Origin of the sequence: Archangium gephyra (genome assembly GCF_049060025.1) — a bacterium.
GTDB classification, from domain to species: Bacteria; Myxococcota; Myxococcia; order Myxococcales; family Myxococcaceae; genus Archangium; species Archangium gephyra_A.
The window spans coordinates 9,641,513-9,665,643 of record NZ_JBMEQQ010000002.1; the positions used below are offsets into that span (position 1 = coordinate 9,641,513).

Annotated in this window: 20 protein-coding genes and 1 pseudogene; 18 read left to right on the top strand and 3 right to left on the bottom strand. The window is 67.7% G+C overall.

The genetic code is table 11. The annotated features are described in order from the left end of the window. Position 1: 1 nt before the first annotated feature. Both ACN28I_RS42185 and ACN28I_RS42190 read right to left on the bottom strand, forming a co-directional pair. Positions 2-724 carry a PilZ domain-containing protein gene (locus tag ACN28I_RS42185; RefSeq protein WP_420947526.1) on the bottom strand — a complete coding sequence of 241 codons (723 nt, stop codon included), beginning with the start codon at positions 722-724 and terminating at the stop codon, positions 2-4. Positions 725-833: 109 nt separating this feature from the next. Further along, positions 834-1,436 carry a hypothetical protein gene (locus tag ACN28I_RS42190; protein ID WP_420947527.1) on the bottom strand — a complete coding sequence of 201 codons (603 nt, stop codon included), beginning with the start codon at positions 1,434-1,436 and terminating at the stop codon, positions 834-836. Positions 1,437-1,706: 270 nt separating this feature from the next. Between ACN28I_RS42190 and mraZ the strand changes: the two genes are divergently transcribed. The 18 genes and pseudogenes from mraZ to ACN28I_RS42280 all read left to right on the top strand — a co-directional run bounded on the left by mraZ (position 1,707) and on the right by ACN28I_RS42280 (position 22,950). Further along, positions 1,707-2,156 carry a division/cell wall cluster transcriptional repressor MraZ gene (gene mraZ, locus ACN28I_RS42195; RefSeq protein ID WP_420947528.1) on the top strand — a complete coding sequence of 150 codons (450 nt, stop codon included), beginning with the start codon at positions 1,707-1,709 and terminating at the stop codon, positions 2,154-2,156. Between the two features lie 47 nt (positions 2,157-2,203). Continuing rightward, positions 2,204-2,581, top strand: coding sequence for an STAS domain-containing protein (locus ACN28I_RS42200; RefSeq protein ID WP_420947529.1), 378 nt, complete (start codon positions 2,204-2,206; stop codon positions 2,579-2,581). Further along, entirely contained in the window at positions 2,538-3,497 is a 960-nt protein-coding gene (gene rsmH / locus ACN28I_RS42205) for a 16S rRNA (cytosine(1402)-N(4))-methyltransferase RsmH (RefSeq protein ID WP_420947530.1), read from the top strand. Before ACN28I_RS42200 ends, rsmH begins: the two co-directional genes overlap by 44 nt. Further along, on the top strand, positions 3,494-3,913 hold the full coding sequence (ftsL, locus tag ACN28I_RS42210; RefSeq protein ID WP_420947531.1) for a cell division protein FtsL: 420 nt from the start codon (positions 3,494-3,496) through the stop codon (positions 3,911-3,913). The genes rsmH and ftsL overlap by 4 nt, the downstream gene beginning before the upstream one ends. Positions 3,914-3,927: 14 nt before the next feature. Beyond that, on the top strand, positions 3,928-5,934 hold the full coding sequence (locus tag ACN28I_RS42215) for a penicillin-binding protein (RefSeq protein ID WP_420947532.1): 2,007 nt from the start codon (positions 3,928-3,930) through the stop codon (positions 5,932-5,934). A 52-nt stretch (positions 5,935-5,986) separates the two neighbouring features. Further along, complete coding sequence (locus ACN28I_RS42220) at positions 5,987-7,504, top strand: UDP-N-acetylmuramoyl-L-alanyl-D-glutamate--2,6-diaminopimelate ligase (RefSeq protein WP_420947533.1); 1,518 nt, start codon at positions 5,987-5,989, stop codon at positions 7,502-7,504. Between the two features lie 20 nt (positions 7,505-7,524). Further along, positions 7,525-8,925, top strand: coding sequence for a UDP-N-acetylmuramoyl-tripeptide--D-alanyl-D-alanine ligase (locus ACN28I_RS42225; RefSeq protein ID WP_420947534.1), 1,401 nt, complete (start codon positions 7,525-7,527; stop codon positions 8,923-8,925). After that, a complete protein-coding gene (gene mraY / locus ACN28I_RS42230; RefSeq protein ID WP_420947535.1) occupies positions 8,926-10,107 on the top strand; it encodes a phospho-N-acetylmuramoyl-pentapeptide-transferase in 1,182 nt (393 codons plus the stop codon). It begins immediately after the preceding gene. 22 nt (positions 10,108-10,129) lie between these two features. Next, on the top strand, positions 10,130-11,506 hold the full coding sequence (gene murD / locus ACN28I_RS42235; protein WP_420947536.1) for a UDP-N-acetylmuramoyl-L-alanine--D-glutamate ligase: 1,377 nt from the start codon (positions 10,130-10,132) through the stop codon (positions 11,504-11,506). A gap of 4 nt (positions 11,507-11,510) precedes the next feature. After that, complete coding sequence (gene ftsW / locus ACN28I_RS42240; protein WP_420947537.1) at positions 11,511-12,680, top strand: putative lipid II flippase FtsW; 1,170 nt, start codon at positions 11,511-11,513, stop codon at positions 12,678-12,680. Beyond that, positions 12,677-13,900 (top strand): undecaprenyldiphospho-muramoylpentapeptide beta-N-acetylglucosaminyltransferase, encoded by a 1,224-nt coding sequence (gene murG / locus ACN28I_RS42245; RefSeq protein ID WP_420947538.1) that lies wholly within the window; start codon positions 12,677-12,679, stop codon positions 13,898-13,900. Before ftsW ends, murG begins: the two co-directional genes overlap by 4 nt. Positions 13,901-13,913: 13 nt before the next feature. After that, complete coding sequence (gene murC, locus ACN28I_RS42250; RefSeq protein WP_420947539.1) at positions 13,914-15,344, top strand: UDP-N-acetylmuramate--L-alanine ligase; 1,431 nt, start codon at positions 13,914-13,916, stop codon at positions 15,342-15,344. 3 nt (positions 15,345-15,347) lie between these two features. Continuing rightward, positions 15,348-16,283 (top strand): UDP-N-acetylmuramate dehydrogenase, encoded by a 936-nt coding sequence (gene murB, locus ACN28I_RS42255; protein WP_420947540.1) that lies wholly within the window; start codon positions 15,348-15,350, stop codon positions 16,281-16,283. Then, on the top strand, positions 16,280-17,224 hold the full coding sequence (locus ACN28I_RS42260) for a D-alanine--D-alanine ligase (protein WP_420947541.1): 945 nt from the start codon (positions 16,280-16,282) through the stop codon (positions 17,222-17,224). Before murB ends, ACN28I_RS42260 begins: the two co-directional genes overlap by 4 nt. 130 nt (positions 17,225-17,354) lie before the next feature. Continuing rightward, a complete protein-coding gene (locus ACN28I_RS42265; protein ID WP_420947542.1) occupies positions 17,355-18,206 on the top strand; it encodes a cell division protein FtsQ/DivIB in 852 nt (283 codons plus the stop codon). Positions 18,207-18,251: 45 nt separating this feature from the next. After that, positions 18,252-19,484, top strand: a complete 1,233-nt coding sequence (ftsA, locus tag ACN28I_RS42270) for a cell division protein FtsA (protein WP_204226192.1) — start codon at positions 18,252-18,254, stop codon at positions 19,482-19,484. Between the two features lie 146 nt (positions 19,485-19,630). Continuing rightward, the gene (locus ACN28I_RS42275; RefSeq protein ID WP_420947543.1) at positions 19,631-21,463 is read left to right on the top strand and encodes an ATP-dependent nuclease; all 1,833 of its coding nucleotides are present in this window, start codon (positions 19,631-19,633) and stop codon (positions 21,461-21,463) included. 334 nt (positions 21,464-21,797) lie between these two features. Next, a pseudogene (locus tag ACN28I_RS42280) lies at positions 21,798-22,950 on the top strand (IS4 family transposase). Between the two features lie 165 nt (positions 22,951-23,115). On the opposite strand, the gene ACN28I_RS42285 reads toward ACN28I_RS42280, so the two are convergent. Beyond that, positions 23,116-24,123, bottom strand: a complete 1,008-nt coding sequence (locus ACN28I_RS42285; RefSeq protein WP_420947544.1) for a type VI immunity family protein — start codon at positions 24,121-24,123, stop codon at positions 23,116-23,118. Between the last annotated feature and the right edge of the window lie 8 nt (positions 24,124-24,131).

Sequence of the window (24,131 nt, forward strand, 5' to 3'; positions counted from 1 at the left end):
CTCACGGCATGCGCATCACCGCGTCCATGCCGAAGCAGACGCGGGCGCGCCATGGCGGGGGCGGCATGGACTCGAGCGAGAGCAGCTTCTCCAGCCGCTCCGTCGTGTCCGGTTGCAGGGTTCCGAAGGTGACGCCGAAGGTGGGCAGCACCTCGGGCCCTCCTGCGGACGTCCAGGCGATCTCTCCGTGCAGCATGAGCGTGCCCAGCGTCAGGTCCATCTCCAGCATGAAGGGCATGCCCACCTTCACCGAGGGCGGCAACGCGGGCGCCTCCACCTCCAGGCCCACGCCTCCGCGCGACAGGTCGCGCACGAAGAAGGGCGGCGCGAAGGGCGTCTCCTCCTCCATCGCCGGCAGGTGCAGCGGCACGCGCGGGTAGCGGCGCAGCTTCTCGAACTCCTGCAGATCGAAGACGCGCTGCAGCACCGCGTCCAGCCCGCCCCGGTCCTGGCCCGGGTCGTACTTCACGGTGATCATGTAGCGCCCGTTGGGCTGCGGCGTCACCCGCACCACCTCGCCCAGCACCTCCACCGGCGTGGACACCCCGGGGTTGTGCATCTCGAAGACGAAGCGCGTTCCCACCGGGAGGCTCTTCTGCGTCTGCAGCGTCACGCCTCCCCGGCCGATGCTGCGCGTGTACTCGCTCAGCAGCGCCTCGGGCTTCTTGTAGGCCACCTTGAGGCGTACCTCGCCGTGGGCTCGGTTCGTCGCGGTCTGGCTCATGGCAGCGGTACTCCCCTGGAATGACTCGGCGGATGGATCATAGGGCAAAAGCAAGGCCGGGCCTCCAGATTGGAAGTCCGGCCTCGGAAAAGCGACAGCAGGCGGGCGGCTAGGCCTTCGGCAGCTCGCCAGCGGTGATGGAGATGGACTCGTTGGCGTACTCGTAGTTGCCCTCCGAGGTCTTGATGCTGCCGTCGAGCGTCATGCTCACGTTGCCGGAGCTCGCCGAGGTGGCGGTGACGGACATGGTCATCCGCACGTCCGTGTCGATGAAGTCGGAGACCTCCCCCTCGATGGTCAGCTTGCCCTTCATGCCGAAGACGACCGCGGCGCCCGTGAAGTCCGGGTCGATGGTGGCCGTGATCGTGGTCTCCATGCTGCCGTTGTACTCGTTCCTGCCGTCCTGGTTGCAGTTGTCGTAGGTGATGGTGTAGCGGACGCCGCCGCCCGTCGTGGTGTTGTTCCCGTCGAGCAGCAGGCTCACGTTGCCACCCTTGGCGCAGCTCGTCTTGAGGCTGACGGTGGCGGCGCCGCTGGCCAGCGCCTGCTCCACCAGGGCCGCTCCGGCCTTGCTGCCGCGATCCGCGGCCTGCGAGGCCTGGAACGCGGCCTGGGCCGCGCCCTCCTTGCCTCCACCGAGCTTCGCACCACCACAGGCCACCAGGCCCAGGGTCATCGCGGAGAGAATCGTCAGACGAGTCAAGCGGCTCATGCGTGCACCTTCATTTTCTTGTGAGGTCCCCGCCCTCCGGCCGGGATGCGGGGCGTGAGCGGCCCTGCACAGGCGCTCAGCGGCGGCAGTTATGCAGATCCGGGCCCCGCCCGTCCATGTTTCCCCCCGCGCGACACGGACCTGTACGGGCCTGTTGCATTTCTTGACCGGGTAGGGGGCCACGCGTATTTTCCGCCGCCCAAAGTGGATCGGAGTGGGAACGGGTGGCGTAATGTGGATCGGCCGGGCTGACAAGGTGGACTTCTTCGCGTGTTCCGAGGCGTCTATGAGCACCAGATCGACGCGAAGGGGCGCACCAGCCTCCCGGCCCGGCTGCGCGAGACGCTCGTGGGCTCGTACGACGAGCGCCTCATCATCACGACGGCGTTGGATCCCTGTCTCCATGCCTACCCGGTGCGCGAGTGGGAGCAGCTCGAAGCCGCTCTCGCCAAACGCAACCCGATGGAGCCGGGGGTGAAGACGCTCATGCGGCTCTACGTGGCCAGCGCGCAGGAGTGCCCGCTCGACAAGCTCGGGCGCGTGCTCATTCCGCCGTCGCTGCGCACCCACGCGGGGCTGGAGAAGGATCTGGTGTGGGCGGGGATGGTGAAGGTGATCGAACTGTGGAGCCGCGAGGGCTGGGCCAGGGCCCAGGAGGAGGCACGCAAGGAAGCCTCCAGCGCGGACGTCATGCGCGTGCTCACCGAGCTGCGCCAGTAGTGGGCCGAATTTTCGACGGGAAGCGGGAAACCCGGGAAGGTGGTGTCATGAACCAGGCAGCCGAAGCACAGGGCATCCGCGCGGTCTCCAGTGGGCGCGTGGAGACCCTCATGCTCGAGGGGGAGCTTCTGGAAAAGGACCTCACCCAGCTCTGCGAGGAGCTCGGGCAGCGCATGCAGCGGGGTCTGCGCAACGTGGTGGTGGATCTCGCCGAGGTGCGCCACCTGGACTACCGCGGCGTGAAGCCCCTGGTGGCGCGCGCCGAGGCCTTCCGCAAGGCCGGCGGGGACATCAAGCTGTCCGGCCTGTCCCCCTACCTGGCCGCCATCCTCCGGGCCGCGGGCGCTCACGATGTCTTCGAGCTCTACCCGCATATGAACGATGCCCGGGCCGCCTTCGCGCTGGCGCGGGCCCCGTTCGTCTAGGCGCCCCTTGGCTGACTTCAGCCATCAGACCGTCCTCCTGAAGGAAACGGTGGACGTCCTTCGACCGGGAGCGGGGAAGGTGATCATCGACGGCACACTGGGTGGTGGTGGCCACACCGAGGCGCTTCTCGCCCGGGGTGCGACCGTCCTGGGTGTGGACCGGGATCCGGTGGCGCTCCAGGCCGCTCGCGCCCGGCTCGCCGGCTACCCGTCCTTCAGCACCCGCCAGGGCAACTTCGGAGAGCTGCTCGAGGTGGCCGCGGACGTGCTCCCGGTGGACGGGGTGCTGGTGGACCTGGGCGTGTCCTCGCCCCAGCTCGACGTGGCCGAGCGCGGCTTCTCCTTCCAGAAGGACGGCCCGCTGGACATGCGCATGGGCGACACGGGCCGCACCGCCGCCGAGCTGATCGCCGAGGAGGACGAGGTGGAGCTGCGCCGCATCCTCGAGGAGTACGGCGAGGAGCCCTTCTCCCGGCCCATCGCCCGCGAGCTCAAGCGCTCGCTGCCCGCGCGCACCCTGGAGGCCGCCGAGGCCGTCAAGCGCGCCGTGCCGCGCAAGGCCTGGCCCAACAAGATTCACGTGGCCACCCGCACCTTCCAGGCGCTGCGCATGGCGGTGAACCAGGAGCTGGAGTCCCTGGAGTCGCTGCTCGCCGCGCTGCCCCGGCTGTTGAAGGTGGGGGGCCGCGCCGCCGTCATTTCGTTCCACTCGCTCGAGGACCGGAAGGTGAAGGAGACCTTCCGGGACATGGTGGGCGCCTGCAAGTGCCCGCCCGGGTTTCCGGTGTGCGTCTGTGGCGGCCAGGGAGACTTCGTCCTGGTGTCGCGCAAGGCCATCGCGCCCTCGGACGAGGAGATTACCGCCAACCCCCGTGCCCGTAGCGCGCACCTGCGCGTGGTGGAGAAGATCCGATGAGCCGCAGCAAGCCTGTCTCTCGTGGCAGTGGGAGTGGAGTGTCGGTGGGCCAGGTGCTGATGCACCTGCTGCCCGCGGTGCTCTTCTTCGCCCTCTTCGCCGCCGTGGGCTTCCTCCACGTGACGAGCCGCGTGCTGGTGGTGGACATGGGCTACCGCCTCTCCAAGGCCGAGGCCGAGGAGCGCGCGCTCATCCGGGAGAATGACCGGCTGAAGCTGGAGCTGGCCACGCTGAAGAACCCGGCACGGCTGGAGAAGCTGGCGCGCGAGAAGCTCGGCATGGCCATGCCCGCGGGCCCGCACGTCATCGCCCTGCCGGTGGAGCTGCCGGGCAAGAAGCGCCCCTCCCGCGTGGAGGCCCGCGACGCGCGCGGCGTGCGCGTGGCCGAGCGCGGCGCACCTGCCGCACCGCACTGAGGGGGGAACTGGCCGTGAGGGACTTCAAATCGGCGCGGGCCCCCGAGCCCAACCAGAAGTGGCTGCGGCTTCGCGTGAAGCTGCTGGCCTTCTTCTTCGTGGCCCTGCTGATGGCCGCCTTCGGCCGCGCCGTGCAGCTCCAGGTGTTCGAGCGCGACAAGCTGCGTGGGCTCGCCCAGGACCAGTACGTCCGCCAGATCGAGATTCCCGCCCGCCGCGGCGACATCTTCGACCGCCGTGGCACGCCGTTCGCCCAGAGCGTGGAGGTGGACTCCATCTGGGTGGACCCCTCCATGCTGCCGGACGTGAAGCAGGCCGCGCGCTCGCTCGCCAAGGTGCTGAAGCTGGACGTGGAGGACCTGCAGGCCCGGCTCGGCCGCGCCAGGCGCTTCGCCTGGGTGAAGCGCCAGGTGACGCCCCGCGAGGTGGAGGCGGTGAAGGCCCTGGGGCTGCCCGGCTTCGGCTTCACCAAGGAGCCCAAGCGCTTCTACCCGCAGAAGGAGCTGGGCGCGCACGTGGTGGGCATGGTGGGCCTGGATGGCCACGGCCTGGAGGGCCTGGAGCTGGCCTTCGAGGACGAGCTGTCCGGACAGAACTCGCGCCTGTCCGGCTTCCGCGACGCCAAGGGCCGCAAGCTGCTCGTCTCCGGCGCTCCGGACACCATCGAGCGCCAGGGCGCCGCCGTCACCCTCACCATCGACCGCCACCTCCAGTTCGTCGCCGAGCGGGCCCTGAGCCGCGCCGTGGAGGAGGCCAAGGCGGTGGCGGGCATGGCCATCCTGTTGGAGCCGAAGACGGGGGAAATCCTCGCCATCGCCAACCACCCGCGCTTCAACCCCAACGCCCCCGAGAAGGAAGCGCGCGCCAGCATGCGCAACCGCGCCGCGCTCGACGTCTTCGAGCCCGGCTCGACGATGAAGGCCTTCGTCATCGCCAGCGCCCTGGAGCAGAAGGCCATCAAGCCCGACGACGTCTTCTTCTGCGAGAACGGCGCGTGGAACATCGGCCGGCACACCATCCACGACACCCACCAGTACGCCTGGCTCTCCCCGCAGCGCGTGCTGCAGGTGTCCTCGAACATCTGCGCCGCCAAGATTGCCCAGCAGATGGGGCGCGAGCAGCTCGTGAAGTCCTACCGCGACTTCGGCTTCGGCGAGCGCACCGGGCTGGCGCTGCCCGGCGAGGGCCGGGGCTCCATTCCCTTCCCCAAGGCGGAGGTGTCGCTGGCCACGCAGTCCTTCGGGCAGGGCATGAGCGCCACCGCCGTGCAGATGGCCGCCGCCTGGGGCGCGCTGGCCAATGGCGGCATGCTGATGCGCCCCTACCTCGTCTCCAAGGTGGTGGACCCCGACGGGGTGGTGCTGCTGGAGAACCGGCCCACCGAGGTGCGCCAGGTCGTCTCGGCCGCCACCGCGAAGAAGGTCGTCTCCATGCTCGAGAGCGTGGTGACCAAGGAAGGAACCGCCCCCAAGGCCGCCATGCAGGATTACCGGGTAGCTGGCAAGACGGGCACCGCCCAGAAGGCGGATCCGGTGGCCCGGGGGTATTCCGACAAGCGGCTCGCTTCCTTCGTGGGCGTGGTACCGGCCGAGAATCCTCGTGCCGTCATCCTCGTGATTGTGGACGAGCCCAAGACGGACGTGTACGGGGGGAACGTGGCTGCCCCCGCTTTCAAGGAAATCGCTACCGCCGCCATGGCTCACCTGGCCGTCCCCCCCTCGCGCGAGGTTCCGCTGCCGCCCACCGCCCTGCCGGTGGCGGCCGCGCAGCCCCCTCCTTCGAGAGTGGAGACGGTCCGGCCCGTGGTGTCGGAGGCTGTCACCGAGAACGTGGAGCCTGGCTCCGTCCGCGTTCCGGATGTTGTAGGTCAGGCGGGGCGCGAGGCGGTGACGAAGCTGCTCACCTCGGCCCTGGAGCCTCGATTGTTGGGTAGTGGACGCGTTGTTTCGCAGAGTCCCGCCGCCGGTTCGCTGGTGGAGAAGGGTGCGCGGGTGACGCTGGAGCTGGCGGCGCGGCAATGAGGCCGCGGGACAGCTCGGCCTCGCGCTTGCGGCTGCATGTGAAGGGGAAACGATGAAGCTGACGGATGTCCTTGCAGGGTGTGGTGCCGAGCAGACCTCGGGCGGCCGGACCCCGGCCGACGTGACGGGGGTGTCGCAGGACTCTCGCAAGGTGAAGCCGGGCGATTTGTTCGTCGCGATTCCGGGTACGAAGGAGGATGGCGCCCAGTTCGTGGGTGAGGCTGTCTCCCGTGGGGCCGTGGCGGTGGTGTCGGAGAAGTCCCTGTCCTCGCAGGTGCCCTTCTTCAAGGTGTCCAACGCCCGCAAGGCGCTGGCGCTCATCGCGGCCAATTTCCATGGCCGGCCCGCCGACAAGCTCACCATGCTGGGCGTGACGGGCACCAACGGGAAGACGACCACCACCTATCTGCTCGAGGCCATGGCCACCGCGGCCTACTCCTCCACGGGAGTCATCGGCACGCTGGGCTACAAGGTGGGCGGCCAGTTCCACCCCACGGCCCATACGACGCCGGACCCGCTGGAGCTGCACCGCATCCTCAAGGAGATGGTGGACGCGGGCGTGGAGACGGTGGTGATGGAGGTGTCCAGCCACGCGCTGCTGCAGGAGCGCGTGCACGGCATCACCTTCAAGGCCGCCGCCTTCACCAACCTGACGAGAGACCACCTCGACTACCACAAGGACCTCGAGGAGTACTTCCAGGCCAAGCGGAAGCTCTTCGTGGAGAACCTGTCGCAGACGGGTGTGGCGGTGGTCAACGGTGACGACACCTACGGCACCCGCATCTACAACGAGCTGCGCGGGCAGAAGCGCATGGCGTGGAAGTTCAGCCGCCAGGGCAACGGGGAGATCTCCGCCTCGGACGCGTCCTTCACGCTGCAGGGCATCCAGGGCGTGCTGAAGACGCCTGCGGGTGACATCCCGGTGAAGAGCCGGCTGCTGGGGGCGCACAACCTGGAGAACATCCTCGCGGCGGCCGGCCTGGCGCTGGGCGCGGGCTTCGCGCGCCGCAAGGACGTGCAACTCGGCATCGAGCGCATGGGCAGCGTGCCCGGCCGCATGGAGCGGGTGGAGAACCACGGTCCCGCGCAGGCGCCGGCGGTGCTGGTGGACTACGCGCACACGGACGACGCGCTCAAGCGCGCGCTCGAGGCGTCGCGGGCCATGGCCAAGGGCCGCGTCATCGTGGTGTTCGGCTGCGGTGGCGAGCGTGACCAGGGCAAGCGTCCGCTCATGGGCACGGCGGCCGCCGAGGCCGCGGACCTCGCGGTGCTGACGAGCGACAACCCGCGCACCGAGGACCCGGAGGAGATCATCTCCCAGGTGACGCCGGGCCTGGAGAAGATCGGGATGCGCCGCATCTCGGCCGGCAAGGCCAAGAGCGGGGAGAAGGGCTACCTCGTGGACGCGGACCGCAAGGCCGCCATCGAGACGGCCATCTCCCTGGCGAAGGAGGACGACGTGGTCCTCATCGCCGGCAAGGGCCACGAGACGTACCAGATCATCGGTACCGAGAAGCGCGCCTTCGATGACCGCGAAGTGGCGGCGCGGGCGCTCGCCATCCGGACCTGACGGAGAGCCGCGGACCCTTTATGGCCGTACGATTCTCGGACGAGCAGGTGGTGCAGGCGACCGGGGCCACCCGGCGCGGCGGTAGGCCCGCGGCGGAGTTCACGGCCGTCTGCACCGATACGCGGGCCCTGGTGCCCGGGTGCCTTTTCGTGGCGCTGCAGGGTGAGCGCTTCGATGCGCACGACTTCCTCGCGCAGGCCGCCAGTGCAGGGGCGGCCGGCGCCGTGGTGAAGAAGGGCAGGGCGCTCCCCCCACTTCCCGAGGGCCTGGCCCTTTACGAGGTGGAGGACACCCTGGCGGCGCTCGGCGGCCTGGGGCGTGCGTACCGCGAGCGCTTCCGGATTCCGGTGGGCGCCGTGGGTGGCTCCAACGGGAAGACGACCACCAAGGAGATGGTGGGCGCCATCCTCGCCGTACGGGGTTCCGCGCTGAAGACGGAGGGCAACCTCAACAACGAGGTGGGGGTGCCCCTGACGCTGTTCCGCCTGGAGCCCTCGCATGTGGCGGCGGTGGTGGAGATGGGGATGAACCGTCCCGGCGAGATGACGCGGCTCACCCGCGTGTCGAAGCCGGACGCGGCCGTCATCACCATCATCCAGCCCGAGCACCTGGAGGGACTGGGCAGCATCGAGGGCGTGGCCGAGGCGGAGGGCGAGATGTTCCGCGAGCTCCCGCCCGAGGCCGTGGCCGTGGTGAACGTGGATGACCCGCTCATTCCACCGCAGGCGGCGCGCAGCCCGGCGAAGAAGCTCACCTTCGGCCGGGCCGCCAACGCGGACGTGCGGCTGGCGGGTGTCACGCCGCGCGGCCGGGAAGGGTTGGCCGTCACGGTGCACTACCAGGGCAAGGACTGGCCGGTGAAGCTGTCCTTCATCGGCGAGCACAACGCCCTCAACGCCACGGGCGCCTTCGCGCTGGCGGTGGCCCTGGGCTACTCCCCCGAGGAGTGCGTGAAGGGCCTGGAGGCGGCGAGGCCGTACGCGCGCCGGCTCAACGTGGTGGACGGCCTGCACGGCGTCACCGTGGTGGACGACTGCTACAACGCCAACCCGGCCTCCATGGCGGCGGCGCTGGACACGCTGCGCTCGCTGGTGCAGCCCGGTGGCCGGAAGGTGGCGGTGCTCGGGGACATGTTGGAGCTGGGGCCCGGCGAGCTGGAGGATCACACGGCGCTAGGCACGCTGGCGGCGGGCAAGGCGGAGCTGGTGGCCTTCTTCGGCCCGCGCTCGCGCAAGGGGTACGAGGCGGCGGGGCTGGGCGACAACGCGGCGCACTTCACCGAGGTGGAGCCGTTGCTGGCCTGGCTGCAGCCTCGGTTGAAGGCAGGGGACGTGGTGCTGGTCAAGGCGAGCCGTGGCATGCGGCTCGAGCGGGTCGTGGCGGGCCTCACGGGGGCCGCCGCGCCTGGAGGTAGCCACTAGGTGCTGCTCCTCATCTATGAGTGGATTCAGGGCACGGACGCGGCGCGGTTCCTGAACTTCCTGCGCTACCCCACCTTCCGCATCGTCGCGGCGGCGGTGGCCTCGCTGCTGCTGGGCATGTTCGTCGGCCCGAGGCTCATCGCCTGGCTGCGCCTCAAGCAGCACGGGCAGAGCAACGTGCGCGAGGACACCCCGGACACCCACCAGAAGAAGAAGGGCACGCCCTCCATGGGAGGCGCGCTCATCCTCATGTGCATCGCGTTCGGCACCTTCATCTTCGCGGATCTGAAGAGCCGCGCGGTGTGGGCGGCGCTGGTGCTCACGATGGGCTACGGCTTCATCGGCTTCCTCGACGACTGGCTCAAGCTGTCCAAGCGCAACTCCAAGGGGCTGGCCGGCCGCTACAAGATGGTCCTCCAGACGGTCTTCTACCTGGTGGCCATCTTCGGGATCATGTGCACGTGGACGGGGCCGGACGGGGGCTTCACGGGGCCCAGGCTGCTCATCGACACGAAGCTCACGCTGCCCTTCGTGCCCACGCGCTGGTTCAACCCGGACTTCGGCTGGTTCTACGTCTTCTTCGCGTGGATCGTCGTGGTGGGCACGTCCAACGCCGTCAACCTGACGGACGGTCTGGACGGCCTGGCCATCATGCCCACCATCATCGCGGCCTCCACCTTCACCATCCTCTGCTACGTGGCGGGCTCGGCGACGCGCATCGCCAACGTGGAGACGGTGGGGGGCGTGGCGCGGGTGGTGGGCGAGCCCCTGTGGCAGTACCTGGGCGTCCCCGAGGTGCCCGGCGGCGCGGAGCTGGCCGTCTTCTGCGCCAGCATCGTGGGCGCCGGCATCTCCTTCCTCTGGTTCAACGCCTACCCGGCCTCCGTCTTCATGGGTGACATCGGCTCGCTCGCGCTGGGCGGGGCCCTGGGCGGGCTGGCGGTGCTGTCCAAGAACGAGGTGGTGTCCGCCATCATCCACGGGGTCTTCTTCGCGGAGATCCTCAGCGTGATGATCCAGGTGACGTCCTTCAAGCTCACTGGCAAGCGCGTCTTCAAGATGGCGCCCGTGCACCACCACTTCGAGCTGAAGGGCATGGCCGAGCCGAAGATCATCGTCCGCTTCTGGATCGTCGCCATCCTCTGCGGAGGCGTGGCGATTCTGTCGCTCAAGCTTCGGTAGGCAGTGTGGAGGGGTGGCGCGCATGACGCCCGACCTGAAGGACCGGAAGGTAGTGGTGTATGGGCTCGCGAAGAGCGGGCTGGCCGCCATCCGCCTGTTGAAGGCGAAGGGCGCTCAGGTGACGGCGCTGGACGCTCGCACCGAGGAGGCGCTGGGTGAGACGGCGCGCGAGCTGAAGGCCCAGGGCGTGACGCTCGTCGCCGGTCCCACGCCACCGGGGCTGCTGGAGTCGCGGCAGCTCGTGGTGGTGAGCCCGGGCGTGCCGCTGGCGCTGCCGGAGATTCAAAAGGCGCGCGCCGCGGGCGTGCCCGTCTGGGGCGAGGTGGAGCTGGCCTGGCGCTACCTCTCGCACCTGCCGTTCATCGGCATCACCGGCACCAACGGCAAGAGCACCACCACGGCGCTCACCGGCGAGCTCTTCTCGCGCGGTGGCCGGCGCACCTTCGTGGGCGGCAACCTCGGGCGCCCGCTGGCCGAGGCGGCCCTGTCGCCCGGTGACTGGGAGGCGCTGGTGGTGGAGCTCTCCAGCTTCCAGCTCGAGGGCATCGACGGCCTGCGGCCCCTCGGCTCCACCCTCCTCAACCTCACGGCGGACCACATCGACCGGTACGCGAGCCACGAGGCCTACGGCGAGGCCAAGGCCCGCATCTTCCGCAACCAGGCGCAGGGTGACTTCGTCGTGGTGAACGCGGACGACGCGCACGTGCTGCGGCTGGCCGAGGCCGCGAAGGTGCCCGTCTACGGCTTCAGCCTCACCGGGCGTCCCGTGGCCGCGGCCCCGAAGTTGGCTGGCATGGCGGTGGCTCAACCCGGCGGCTTCCGTTTCGAGGGGGCAGGGGAGAAGGGCGAGTCCTTCACCCTCACCAACCGCGCGTTGCGCGGGGCCCACAACGCGCAGAACGCCATGGCGGCGGCACTGCTGGCGCGGCTGGCCGGCGTGGCGCACGAGGCGGTGCAGGCCGGGCTGGACAGCTACCCGGGCCTCCCGCACCGGCTGGAGAGCGTGCGCGTGCTGGACGGCGTGGAGTGGGTGAACGACTCCAAGGCCACCAACGTGGACTCGGTGCTGGTGGCCCTGCGCGCCTTCCAGAAGGACGTGCTCCTCATCGCCGGCGGCAAGGGCAAGGGCGCTCCCTACCAGCCCATGGTCGACGAGGGCCGCGGCAAGGTGAAGGGCGTGCTCACCATCGGCCAGGACGCCGGGACTATCTCCCAGGCGTACGAGGGAAGCTGTCCTGTGTACGCCTGCGAAACGCTCGCGGAAGCTGTACGGCGGGCCAGGGCCCTGGCAAGATCCGGCGACACTGTACTTTTGTCACCGGCATGCGCCTCCTACGATCAATTCCAGAACTTCGAGCACCGGGGCGACACGTTCAAACGCCTCGTCGGGGAACTCTGAACCCATGAAGGCCCTCGCCGCTCCGTCCTCCGCCCCGGTGCGGTTCGACCCGCTGCTCCTGTGTGCCGTGCTGTCGCTCGTGTCGCTCGGCCTGGTGATGGTCTACTCGGCGAGCGCCGTCATGGCGCAGGACAAGAAGGGAGACAGCCTCTACTTCCTCAACCGGCAGTTGGTGGCGGCCGGTATGGGCGTGGTGGCGATGGCGGTGGGGATGAAGGTGGGCTGGCGCCGGCTGGCGAGGCTCGCGTACCCGCTGCTGCTGGTGACGCTGGTGCTGTTGGTGCTGGTGCTCATCCCGGGCATCGGCACCACGGCGGGTGGCGCGCGGCGGTGGATCCGCTTCCCGGGCTTCGGCCTGCAACCGGCCGAGGTGGCCAAGTTCGCCTGGGTCGTCTACCTCTCCTACTCGCTGGCGAAGAAGCGCGAGAAGGTGGCGAGCTTCTCCGTGGGCTTCCTGCCGCACCTCATGCTGTGCGGCCTGCTGGTGGGCCTGTGCATGCTGCAGCCGGACTTCGGCAGCTCGGTGCTGCTGGTGTTCCTGCTCTTCGCGCTCCTCTTCGCCGCGGGCACGAAGCTGAGCTACCTGGTGGGTTCGGTGCTGCTGGCGCTGCCCCTGGCGTACGCGGCCATCGCCACCAGCCCCTACCGCATGAAGCGCGTGCTGGCCTTCCTGGACCCCTGGGCCCATCGCCATGACATCGGCTACCAGGTGGCCGAGTCCCTCATGTCCATCGGCTCGGGCGGCCTCACGGGCCTGGGCCTGGGTGATGGCCGGCAGAAGCTCTTCTTCCTCCCCGAGGCCCATACGGACTTCATCTTCGCCATCATCGGCGAGGAACTGGGCCTCGTCGGGGTGGTGCTGCTGGTGTCGCTCTACGGCGTCGTCATCTGGCGCGGCATCCGCGCGAGCCTCGCGGCGCCCGAGGCCTTCGGCACGTACCTGGGCCTGGGCCTCACCTCCATCATCGCCTTCCAGGCCACCGTCAACATGTGCGTGGCCATGGGGTTGTTGCCCACTAAAGGACTGACACTTCCCTTCGTGTCCTACGGAGGCACCTCGCTGGTGGTGCTCATGGGGGCGGCCGGTGTATTGCTCTCGCTCAGTGCCAGCGCGGAAGGTGCTGGCAACCGGACCCTGCGCTCCGGCGGTGACATGAGGGAGGTGGCGGCGTGAAGGTGCTCATCGCGGGAGGCGGTACGGGCGGTCATCTGTATCCGGGCATCGCCCTGGCCGAAGAGGTGGTGACGCGCCACCACGCCAACCAGGTGGTGTTCGTGGGCACCGAGCGCGGCCTCGAGGCGCGCGTGGTTCCCCGCGAGGGCTACCCGCTGGAGACCATCCGGGCGCAGGGCCTCAAGGGCAAGGGCGTCGTGGGCCTCCTCAAGGGCCTGTTCGCGCTGCCCATGGCCTTCGTCGAGTCCTTCCGCATCCTCCAGCGCCACAAGCCGGACGTGGTGGTGGGCGTGGGCGGCTACGCCAGCGGGCCGGTGGTGCTCGCCGCGGCGCTCATGGGCATCCCCACCGCCGTGCAGGAGCAGAACGCGCTGCCGGGGCTCACCAACAAGGTGCTCGGCAGGTTCGTGCGCGTCGTCTTCACCGCCTTCGAGGACGCCGCCCGCTTCTTCCCCTCGCGCAAGGTGCAGCTCGTCGGCAACCCCATCCGCCGCAAGCTGATGGAGAACTTCCTCCGCTCGCGCGTGGCGCACGAGAAGTTCTCCCTCCTCGTCTTCGGCGGCAGCCTCGGCGCCCGCGGCATCAACCAGCGGATGATCGACGCGTTGGAGCACCTCCAGGACATCAAGGACCAGCTCCACATCATCCATCAGACGGGCAAGAACGACCTGGAGACGGTGCGCAAGGGCTACGCGGACAAGGGCTTCGACGGCCAGGCCCAGGTGGTGGAGTACATCGAGGACATGTCCAGCGCCTACGCCAAGGCGGAGCTCGTCGTCTGCCGGGCGGGTGCCACCACGCTGTCGGAGCTGACGGTGGCCAAGAAGGCCAGCATCCTCATCCCCTTCCCCTACGCCACGGACAACCACCAGGAGGTGAATGCCCAGGCGCTGGTGAAGGCGGGCGCGGCCCTCATGTTCCGCGAGTCGGAGCTGACCGGGCAGCAGCTCGCCACGGAGATCCGCCGTCTCAAGGACAACCCCGAGGCGCGCCGCCAGATGGAGAAGAAGGCGGGCCTGCTCGGGCGCCCCGAGGCCGCCAAGGAGCTGGCGGACGTGCTCGTGGACCTGATGGTGAAGACGTACGGGCCCTACGGCCGGGCCGAGGCCCGCGGCGAGGACCCCAACCCGAAGAAGCCGAAGAAGTCCAATGGCGGCGACAAGCCGCCCGGCGGCGACGGCAGCGAGAAGCAGGCTGGCGGCAACGAGAAGCAGGTCTGAGGAGATGACATCCGTGACGAACACCCGCCCCGCCAGGCCCGCGAGCCTCTTCAAGACGCGCCACGCCGCGCACGTGCACTTCGTGGGCATCGGCGGCATCGGCATGAGCGGCATCGCCGAGGTGCTGCTCAACCAGGGCTACAAGGTGTCCGGCTCGGACCTCAAGGCCAGCGACATCACCCGCCGCCTCCAGGGGCTGGGCGCCACCATCTTCGAGGGCCACCGCGCGGAGAACCTCGTCCACTCGGACGTCGTCGTCATCTCCTCGGCGGTGCGCAAGGACAACCCCGAGGTCGTCACCGCACGCCAGCGGAAGATTCCCGTCATCCCCCGCGCGGAGATGCTCGCCGAGCTGATGCGGCTCAAGTACGCCGTCGCCGTCGCCGGCAGCCACGGCAAGACCACCACCACCTCCATGGTCGCCACCGTCCTGTCGGCCGCGGGCCTGGACCCGACGGCCGTGGTGGGCGGCAAGGTGAACGTGCTCGACTCCAACGCCAAGCTGGGCAAGAGCGAGCTGATGGTGGTGGAGGCCGACGAGAGCGACGGCAGCTTCCTGCACCTGCACCCGTCCATCACCGTGGTCACCAACATCGACCCGGAGCACATGGACCACTACGGCACGCTGGACAACCTGAAGGACGCCTTCACGGCCTTCTGCAACCGCGTGCCCTTCTACGGCCTCAACGTCCTCTGCCTGGACAACCCCAACGTCCAGTCGCTGCTGCCCCGCCTGGAGAAGCGCGCCGTCACCTACGGCAGCTCGCACATGGCGGACTACCGGCTGGAGGGCATCCGGCTGGAGGGTTTCACCACCCGCTTCGAGGCCTTCCGGCGCGACGAGCCGCTCGGTGAGTTCCGCGTCCGCATGGTGGGCGCGCACAACGCCCTCAACGCCCTGGCCGTCATCGCCGTGGCCGAGGAGATGGACATTCCCCTGGACGTGGTGCGCAGCGCCCTGTCCGAGTTCGGCGGCGTGCAGCGGCGCTTCACCGTGCGCGGCGAGGCGGCCGGCGTCACCGTGGTGGACGACTACGGGCACCACCCCACCGAGGTGCAGGCCACGCTCGCGGGCGCCCGGCGCGCCTTCGGCCGGCGCATCGTCGTGGCCTTCCAGCCCCACCGCTACACGCGCACGCATGACCTGCTGAAGGAGTTCGCCACCTCCTTCAACGACGCGGACGTCGTCTTCGTCTCCAGCGTCTACGCCGCGGGCGAGGAGCGCATCTCCGGCGCCACCGGCGATGCCCTGGCCGACGCCGTCCGCGCCCACGGCCACCGCGACGTCACCTTCGTGGAGAAGCGCACCGACCTGGCCAGGGAGATGCTGCCCCGGCTGCGCGAGGGCGACATCGTCCTCACCCTGGGCGCCGGAGACATCACCCACGTGGGCCCCGAGCTCGTCGAGCTCCTCAAGCAGCACGGCACGGCGAAGGGCGACTAGCGCATGGCGGCGGGTTTCTCCTCATCGTCCCTGCCCGAGCGGCTGGGGCGCCTGTCCGGCGTGGACGTGACGGCGGGTGCGCCGCTCGCGCCCCTCACGAGTGTGCGCGTGGGCGGCCCGGCCGAGGCGCTCGTCCGTCCGCGCTCCCCGGACGCCCTGGTGGCCCTGCTCCGCTTCCTGCGCGAGGAGGGCGTGCCCCTCACCGTGCTCGGCGGGGGCGCCAACACCCTCGTGGGCGATGGCGGCATCCCCGGCGTCACCGTGAAGCTCCCGAGCGACCTGTTCCCCGAGCAGGCCGACGTGGGCGCGGAGGAGGGGAGGCTCATCCTCGGCGCGGGCGCGGCCATCGTCCGGCTCTGCAACCAGATGCGGGCCCACGGGCTGGTCGGCGCGGAGTTCCTCGCCGGCATTCCCGGCACCCTCGGCGGCGCCGTCACCATGAACGCGGGCACCAAGAATGGCGAGTGCTACCGCGTGGTGGAGGCGGTGGAAGTCGCCACCGCGGACGGGGTGGGGTGGCTCTCCAAGGCCCAGATTCCGCACAGCTACCGCCACTCGGAGCTGCCCCGGGGCGGCGTGGTGACGCGGGTGCGCTTCCTGCTGCCCAAGGGCGACCTCGAGGCCTCCAAGAAGGCCATGGACGAGGACCTCGCCTACCGCAAGCGGAGCCAGCCGCTCAGCCAGCCCAACTTCGGCAGCGTCTTCGCCAATCCGCCGGGCGACTTCGCCGGACGCCTCATCGAGAGCGTGGGCCTCAAGGGCCACGTCATTGGCCGCGCGCAGGTGTCCACCCTGCACGCCAATTGGATCGTCAACCTGGGCGGAGCCTCCGCTCACGACGTGCTTTCGCTCCTCACCCTGATGCAGACTCGCGTGCGCGAGGAGCGGGGTGTCGAGCTCCAACCCGAAGTCAAGCGTGTAGGGGTCTTCCAGCCATGAGCGGCTTCTCCAAGGACGAGCTGAAGCGGAAGCGGGTGGGTGTGCTGTCCGGTGGTCTTTCCTCCGAGCGCGAGGTGTCCCTGCGCACGGGCGCCGCCGTGTCCAAGGCCCTGCGCGGCCTGGGCTACGACGTGGCGGAGATCGACGTGGGCAAGGATCTGCCCGCGCGCCTCGCCGCCGAGAAGGTGGACGTGGCCTTCATCGCCCTCCACGGCCGCTACGGCGAGGACGGCTGTGTCCAGGGTCTGCTCGAGTGCATGTTCATCCCCTACACGGGCAGCGGCGTCATGGCCTCGTCCCTGGGCATGGACAAGGTCTTCGCCAAGCAGGTCTTCATCGCCCACGGCATCCCCACCCCGCCCTACCGCGCCTTCCACTCCGGCGACGAGGCCCGGGCCGCCGCGGACTCGCTCCCCTTCGGCTTCCCCGTCGTCGTCAAGCCCTCCCGTGAGGGCAGCAGCGTGGGCGTCTACATCTGCAAGACGCGTGACGAGTACCTCGCCGCCGTCGAGGCCGTCTCCAAGCTGGCCGGCTCCATCCTCGTGGAGCAGTTCATCAAGGGCCGCGAGGTGCAGGGCGGCGTCCTGGACAACGAGGCCCTGGGCGTCATCGAGGTGGTGTCCGCCCGGGAGTTCTACGACTACCAGGCCAAGTACCAATCCGGCGGAACGACACAGTATCTCTTCCCCGCACCCCTCCCGCCGGATCAGTATGAGCGCGTGAACCAGGTCTGCCTTGCCGCTCATCGCGCCCTCGAGTGCAGTGGAGGCTCCCGCTCGGACGTCATCCTGCTGCCGTCCGGGGAGGTCTTCCTGCTGGAGATCAACACGCTGCCCGGAATGACCGAGTCCAGCCTGCTGCCGAAGATCGCCGCGGGCCGGGGCATCGACTTCCCGGGCCTCTGTGAGCGCCTGCTGCAAGGCGCGACTCTCAAGGCCTGAGAGGCCCTTCCCCCGAGGTCGAAGAGGACTCGCCGGTCCCCTTCCGGGGACCCGGGCGCTACAGCGACGTGTCTGTAGCGAAAAACTGGCGTGGAGATCCATCCGAGCGCAGCATGCGCCGACGCACACCATGGCATTCGGTAAGTCCAAGAACCGTCGTCGCCAGGATGCCGCCCAGACCAAGGAGGCGGTGAAGGGAGCCGTGCGCTCGCACGGTCCCGGACTGCTCAAGTCCATCCTACTGACGGCTCTGACATGCGCCTTGGTGTGGGGCGGCATCGAGCTGCGGCGCTGGGCGCTGTCCTCGCCCACGTTCCTCTTGAAGGAGACCACCTTCAGCGGGCTGCAGCGGGCCGCGCCGGGCGAGCTGCTCAAGCTGTCCGGGCTGACGGTGGGGCAGAACCTGTGGTCGCTGGACGTGGAGACGCTGGAGCGCACCATGGCCGCCCACCCCTGGGTGCGCACCGTGGAGGTGTCGCGCCGCTTCCCCTCGAGCGTGTCCGTGGAAGTGGTGGAGCACGTGCCGGCCGCGCTGGCGGTGCTGGGCGACCTGTACCTGGTGGACGAGGACGGCGAGCCCTTCAAGCGGCTGCAGCCCGGCGACAAGCTGGACCTGCCGCTCGTGAGCGGGATGGACCGGGAGGACTACCTGGCGGACGAGGCGAAGACGCGCGAGCGCTTCCGCCAGGCGCTCGAGGTGGCCCGGGCCTACGCGGCCACCGAGCCCGTCAAGCGCGAGCGGCTGAGCGAAGTGCGGATGACGGCGGAGGGGCTGGTGCTGGTGATGGCGGACGGGATGGAGGCGCGGATGGGGGAGGGGGAGACGGACGCCAAACTTCAGAGGCTCTCGCGCGTGCGCGAGGAGCTGCGTGCCCGCGGCCTGACCGCGGGGGTCATCCACCTGGAGAACCGGGCCCGGCCCGGCTGGGTGGCGGTGAAGCTTTCGAGCCCCGCGTCCGAGAGGAGCGGGGCCTCGCAGTAGGGAACGCGCCCCTTTCACGAGAGTGGGGGGCCTGGGAGGGTTGTCATGGCGAAGCAGAAGTCCGGGGAGATCATCGTCGGCCTCGACATCGGCACGACGAAGATCTGCGCCATCGTCGGCGAGCTGACCGACAACGGGATCGACATCATCGGCATCGGCACGCACCCGTCGAAGGGCCTCCGCAAGGGCGTGGTGGTCAACATCGAGGCGACCGTGTCCTCCATCCGCCGCGCGGTGGAGGAGGCCGAGCTGATGGCCGGAGCGGAGATCTCCCACGTGTACACGGGCATCGCCGGTGGCCACATCAAGGGCTTCAATTCGCAGGGGATTGTCGCGGTGAAGGACAAGGAGGTGCGGGAGGCGGACATCGCGCGCGTCATCGACGCCGCCAAGGCGGTGGCGATTCCGCTGGACCGCGAGGTCATCCACGTCCTGCCGCAGGAGTTCATCATCGACGACCAGGGCGGCATCAAGGAGCCCCTGGGGATGGCGGGCGTGCGCCTGGAGGCGAAGGTGCACATCGTCACGGGAGCGGTGTCGAGCGCGCAGAACATCGTGAAGTGCGCCAACCGCACGGGCCTGAACGTGGCGGACATCGTGCTGCAGCCGCTGGCGTCGGCCGAGGCGGTGCTGGGCGAGGACGAGAAGGAACTGGGCGTGTGCCTCGTCGACATCGGCGGAGGCACGACGGACATCGCCATCTTCTCGGGCGGCTCCATCGTGCACACGGCGGTGATCGCGCTGGGTGGCAACAACCTGACGAGCGACATCGCGATTGGCCTGCGCACCCCGGCGCACGAGGCCGAGCGCATCAAGCAGAAGTTCGGCTGCGCGCTGGCGTCGATGGTCAACAAGGACGAGACCATCGAGGTGCCGAGCGTGGGTGGCCGGCAGCCGCGGGTGCTGGGGCGGCAGATTCTGTGTGAGATCCTGGAGCCGCGGGTGGAGGAGATCTTCCAGCTCGTGCACCGGGAGATCCAGAAGTGCGGCTACGAGGATCTGCTGGCCTCGGGCGTGGTGATTACCGGTGGCTCGACGCTGCTGGCGGGGATGCCGGAGCTGGCCGAGGAAGTGATTGGCTTGCCGGTGCGCCGGGGCATGCCGAGGGGCATTGGCGGGCTGGTGGACGTGGTGAAGAGCCCGATGTACGCGACGGGCGTGGGCCTGGTGGTGTACGGGGCGAAGCACCTGGACCGGCGGATGTTCCGGATCCGCGAGGAGAACGTCTACAAGAAGGTCAAGGGCCGCATGCGCGAGTGGCTCGAGGAGATCTTCTAGGCAGTTCTGTCAGACTTGCCGTACCCCACCGGGGCCGCTCTCCTCCCAGCGGCCCCGGTGCTTTTCGTCAACAGGGGCTCCACTCTTCCTCTGGCCTGCGCCCTGTGTTGTCGCGCCCCCATTCCCGGAGAGCCGGTGGAGTTACCGTGACCCGAGAGCAAAGCAGCGAGGTGACTTTCACCTCGATTCATTTCGAGAATTTTAAGGCACTGGTCTCTTACCGCGTTCCCCTGCAACGCATGAACGTGCTTGTTGGTGCCAACAACTCGGGGAAGTCCACGGTCATCGCCGCGTTCCGGGCACTCGCCGCAGGCTTACGTGCAGCCCGAGCCCGCTCACCTACTCCCCACGAAGGACCGGATGAACGGACGCGGTGGGGCTGGTCCATCCCTGTTGATGAACTGCCGATCTCTGTCGAGAACGTCCATAGCGACTACAACGATCGTTCATCCACTGTCACTTTTCAGCTGTCGAACAAGAATAGGCTGTTGCTCTGGTTTCCGGCTGATGGAGGCTGTTTCCTCTTCCATGAGAGCGAGGGGGCTGCGATTCAGACTCCGAGCGCCTTCAGAAAAGCTTTTCCCGTTACTGTTGGTGTCGTTCCGGTCCTGGGTCCGGTAGAGCATGAGGAGCGTCTGGTCGAGCCAGAGACGGTGACACGAGGACTCGCAACCCATCGGGCCTCTCGTCACTTTCGCAGTTTCTGGCATCACTTCCCTGAACAGTTCGAGGAGTTCGCTGCATTGGTCCGGGAAACCTGGCCTGGCATGGAGATCAACTCGCCGGAACAGGTAGTAAGGCGCGAAGGCGCTCGCCTCTTTACACACACCTCCATGTTCTGCCGAGAGGAGCGCATTGATCGGGAGCTCTACTGGGTGGGGTTTGGATTTCAGATCTGGTGCCAGCTTCTCACCCATATCGTCCGCAACCGAGCCGCCACTCTGCTTGTTCTCGATGAGCCGGAGACCTACCTCCATCCTGACGTGCAGCGAAAGTTGCTTGGGCTTCTTCGTCAGGCAGGGCCCGACATCATGCTTGCGACGCACTCGTCCGAAATCATCGCCGAGGCCGAGCCCAACGAACTGCTCCTGATCAACAAACGTTTCAAGTCAGCCCATCGTGTTTCGGACGCGGATGGTGTCCAGAAGGTGCTCGAAGCTGTGGGCTCCATCCAGAATCCTACGCTGACCCATCTCGCCAGGACGCGACGGGTGTTGTTCGTCGAGGGGGAGGACTTTCGGATTCTCCGGCGGTTCGCGCGGCGCCTCGGGCTTGGCGAACTCTCCAATGGCAATGATTTGACCGTGGTTCCTATTGGTGGATTCGCAAATTGGGAGAAGGTTGTAGGGGTTGGTTGGGGCATTGGGCGGACATTGGGACGGCCACTCTCGCTCAGCATTGTGTTGGATCGAGACTACCGGGCCGATGCTGAGATTGAGGACGTGCGCGTGAAATTGGCTGCGCATCTTCAGTTCGTACACCTGCACCAGCGAAAAGAGGTCGAGAACTATCTGCTTGTCACTGAGCCTTTGGCGAGGGCTGCATCTGCCGCTTCCCGCGAGCGCGCACGGCGAACCGGAGTAGCCGCGGCAGAAATACCGGATATCCAGGCCCTTCTCATGGAGATCGCCGGCTCGTTCCAAGGCGAAGTGCTCAGTCAGTATTTGTCTCGTCGGCAGGCGTCTGAGCAGCGTGGCGGCATCGATGCCGCCACGGCGATCAATCGGGTGCTCTCTGAGTTCCATGCGCGCTGGTCGACGTTCGAGGGCCGAATGGAATTGGTGCCAGGGAAGCGCTGTCTCGCTGCGTTGAACCAGCGTTTGCAAGAGCAGCACAAAATACAGGTGACGGCGACTGCGATTATTGACGCATTCCACATAGACGAGGTGCCCGTAGAAGTGCGCGACTTGCTCGCCGGGCTCGATGCTTTCCGGCAAAGGACTGTTCCATCGGGAGAGAATCCAGCGCAGAGCGGATGAATCTCATCTGCTTCGTCAAGGTCAAGTGTTTCAGGGCATCGATGATGCGCGCTGCGAAGAAGAGGTGCGTTACTGGCGTCCAGAGGACGAAGACCCCGATGGGGTGGGGCAGTACCGAGTCGTTGCCGGAATGCACATCGACCCAAGCAGGGTGGGCGACTCCCACGTTTTCCGTCGCTGGTTTGGAATGTGGCTCTCCTCGTCTCCGAGCATTTCAAACAAGCCATGGGGAGGAGGGCATCACCTGAGGCATCCCCTCATCTAGCAAGCAGGCGAGGAAGCGTGTATCTGGCCAAGTGGTTTGAGCAGTAGGGTCATGGATGTTACCGGAGAAGTGGGCACTCAAGCCATCAACGAACAGCAGGTGCATGAATTCCTCGCCGGACTCTTCGGAGAAGACCTCCACGCCAAGAGAGTCCTGTCGCTCTCCCTGGCGACGCTGGGCGTCATCCACGCCGCGAGCCTCTCGGTGTACGCCATAGGGCAGGCGCTGGCAGTGGCGAGGGGGAAGAAGGGCAAGCACGGGGTGAAGCAGGTGGACAGGTTGCTGTCCAACACGGGAGTGGACGTGTGGCACCTGCTTTCTCTCTGGGTGCCCTACGTCATGGGACAGCGAACTGAGGCTGTGGTGGCCTTGGACTGGACGGACTTCGACGAGGACGACCACACCACGCTGGTGGCCTCGCTGCGCACAGGACACGGGCGCTCCACGCCCCTGGTGTGGCTGACGGTCCACAAGTCCGCGCTCAAGGGAATGCGCAATGACGCCGAAGACAGCGTCCTGCTGCGGCTGCGGGAGTTGATTGCGCCCGAGGTGAAGGTGACGATTCTGGCCGACCGGGGCTTCGCGGACCAGAAACTCTATGCCCTGCTCGAGCAGTTGCGCTTCGAGTACGTGGTGCGCTTCCGCCAGCGAATCATCGTCACCAGCGCGCAGGGAGAGCGCCGGACGGCAGCGGAGTGGGTGCCCACCTCAGGCCACCTGCGCAAGCTCAAGGGAGCACGCGTCACGGCCGATGAGGTGGAAGTCGCCGCGGTGGTATGCGTGAAGAAGAAGGGCATGAAGGAGCCCTGGTGTCTGGCAACCAGCCTGGGGGAGAAGCTCCGGAGCCCAGGTGGTGACTCTCTACAGCGGGAGATTCACCATCGAGGAGAGTTTCAGGGACGTGAAGGATTTGCGCTTTGGCATGGGCCTGTCCTCCTTCCGAATCGCGGAGACGGACAGGCGTGACAGGCTGCTGCTACTGAGTGCCTTCGCATGTGCCCTGCTGACGCTGCTGGGGGCTGCTGGCGAGAGCCTGGGTATGGAGCGCCACCTCAAAGCCAACACCTCCAAGAAGCGCACCTACTCCCTCTTCCGCCAGGGCTGCATGTACTACCAGGCTCTGCCCAATATGCCCGAAGCCCAGTTGCGGCCTCTCATTGAGCGCTTCGCCCAACTCGTCTGTGAACAGCTCGTTTTCCGTGAAGCTTTCGGCCTTATATGAGGGGATGCCTCAGGGGCATCACAGGAACGAAGTTCGTCGAGGTCACGTAGCTACCACGTGAAGGATCGCTCGCTCCCAACTTCATCACGCCCAAGGGGTTCAGTAATGAATGAGCACGGGTGACGAGGTGTCGGTGACGAGGTGTCAAAGAACTCGAATGCGACGTTATGCGAGGAAGCGCTGGGCCCATCTCATGGATTCTTCATGAGTGAAGCCTTCGACGCGGAACCTGGAAGCGTTGAAGGGCTTGTCGAGCCAGGACTCCAGCACGTGGGCGAGTTCTCGGTAGGCGGGAAGCGCATCGCCTCGATTGAGATCGCCAGCTTCGGGCCAATCCCCCAGTGTCACGATGGCCCGCGCCTCATCCATTGCCTGCACGGTTGTTTCTGGTGAGTGCAGGCTGGAACGAAGTGCGGACACGCCGCCCAGCTCCTGAAGGACTGGATGGCCGAGGAAGTTGAGCCAGTGCACGCCGTCAACCTGTGTGCCCATCCAATCCGGAGTAGAGCCGTGGTTGAGGCTGACCCCCGGATGGCGAAGGAGCTCGGTGCGAATTCGGGGCGTGAAGAACACATCCCCGATGACAGAATCGAAGCTCAGGCCCGCGTGGCCACTGGCGAAGTGAAGGCCTGACGCCAGGTCGAGCATCAGCTCCCTCACCGCCGCGGGGCCGTGGTCCTCGAGGTACTCGGTCGGCAGCATGCCTTCGAGATAGCTCACGTCGTAGTCGGACGGCTCCCGGTCTCGGGAGGGGATACGGGCCGAGTAGGTGAGCTTGAAGCCCGAGAGCCTGTCGTGCCAGTTGCCCAGGTGGATCCACGTCTCGTTGCCGCTCTTCTCCATCTCCCTGCGGCGGTACGGGTCAGTGCAGTCCTCGGCGTAGCGGAATGGACGGTCGGGTTGCAGCAATTCGTGAATGCGTTTCCAACGCTCTTCGGAAAGGGGCCCATGAGTGTGGTAGCCGAATGCGCAGGAGTTGATGGTGTGTGGTCCTTCGCCAACGGCGTTCATGTAGCAGTCGAATGCGTGAGATACTCCGGCGGCGAGGTCCGGGTGGTCATGCGGCATGTAGAAGACAAAATGAATCACCTCCCTCGCGAGAAGACGCTCGCCGGCCTCCTTCTCAGGGGGATAGACACCGTAGGGGCGAATCCGGGGGTAGTGCTGCGTCATGGGGCGGA

Coding starts and splice junctions, on each gene's coding strand:
- murB (WP_420947540.1), top strand. CDS start 15,348: ATGGCGGCGGGTTTCTCCTCATCGTCCCTGCCCGAGCGGCTGGGGCGC.
- rsmH (WP_420947530.1), top strand. CDS start 2,538: ATGCCCGGGCCGCCTTCGCGCTGGCGCGGGCCCCGTTCGTCTAGGCGC.
- ACN28I_RS42225 (WP_420947534.1), top strand. CDS start 7,525: ATGGCCGTACGATTCTCGGACGAGCAGGTGGTGCAGGCGACCGGGGCC.
- murD (WP_420947536.1), top strand. CDS start 10,130: ATGACGCCCGACCTGAAGGACCGGAAGGTAGTGGTGTATGGGCTCGCG.
- ACN28I_RS42190 (WP_420947527.1), bottom strand. CDS start 1,436: ATGAGCCGCTTGACTCGTCTGACGATTCTCTCCGCGATGACCCTGGGC.
- ACN28I_RS42285 (WP_420947544.1), bottom strand. CDS start 24,123: ATGACGCAGCACTACCCCCGGATTCGCCCCTACGGTGTCTATCCCCCT.
- ftsL (WP_420947531.1), top strand. CDS start 3,494: ATGAGCCGCAGCAAGCCTGTCTCTCGTGGCAGTGGGAGTGGAGTGTCG.
- ACN28I_RS42260 (WP_420947541.1), top strand. CDS start 16,280: ATGAGCGGCTTCTCCAAGGACGAGCTGAAGCGGAAGCGGGTGGGTGTG.
- ACN28I_RS42200 (WP_420947529.1), top strand. CDS start 2,204: ATGAACCAGGCAGCCGAAGCACAGGGCATCCGCGCGGTCTCCAGTGGG.
- ftsW (WP_420947537.1), top strand. CDS start 11,511: ATGAAGGCCCTCGCCGCTCCGTCCTCCGCCCCGGTGCGGTTCGACCCG.
- ftsA (WP_204226192.1), top strand. CDS start 18,252: ATGGCGAAGCAGAAGTCCGGGGAGATCATCGTCGGCCTCGACATCGGC.
- ACN28I_RS42265 (WP_420947542.1), top strand. CDS start 17,355: ATGGCATTCGGTAAGTCCAAGAACCGTCGTCGCCAGGATGCCGCCCAG.
- ACN28I_RS42220 (WP_420947533.1), top strand. CDS start 5,987: ATGAAGCTGACGGATGTCCTTGCAGGGTGTGGTGCCGAGCAGACCTCG.
- ACN28I_RS42185 (WP_420947526.1), bottom strand. CDS start 724: ATGAGCCAGACCGCGACGAACCGAGCCCACGGCGAGGTACGCCTCAAG.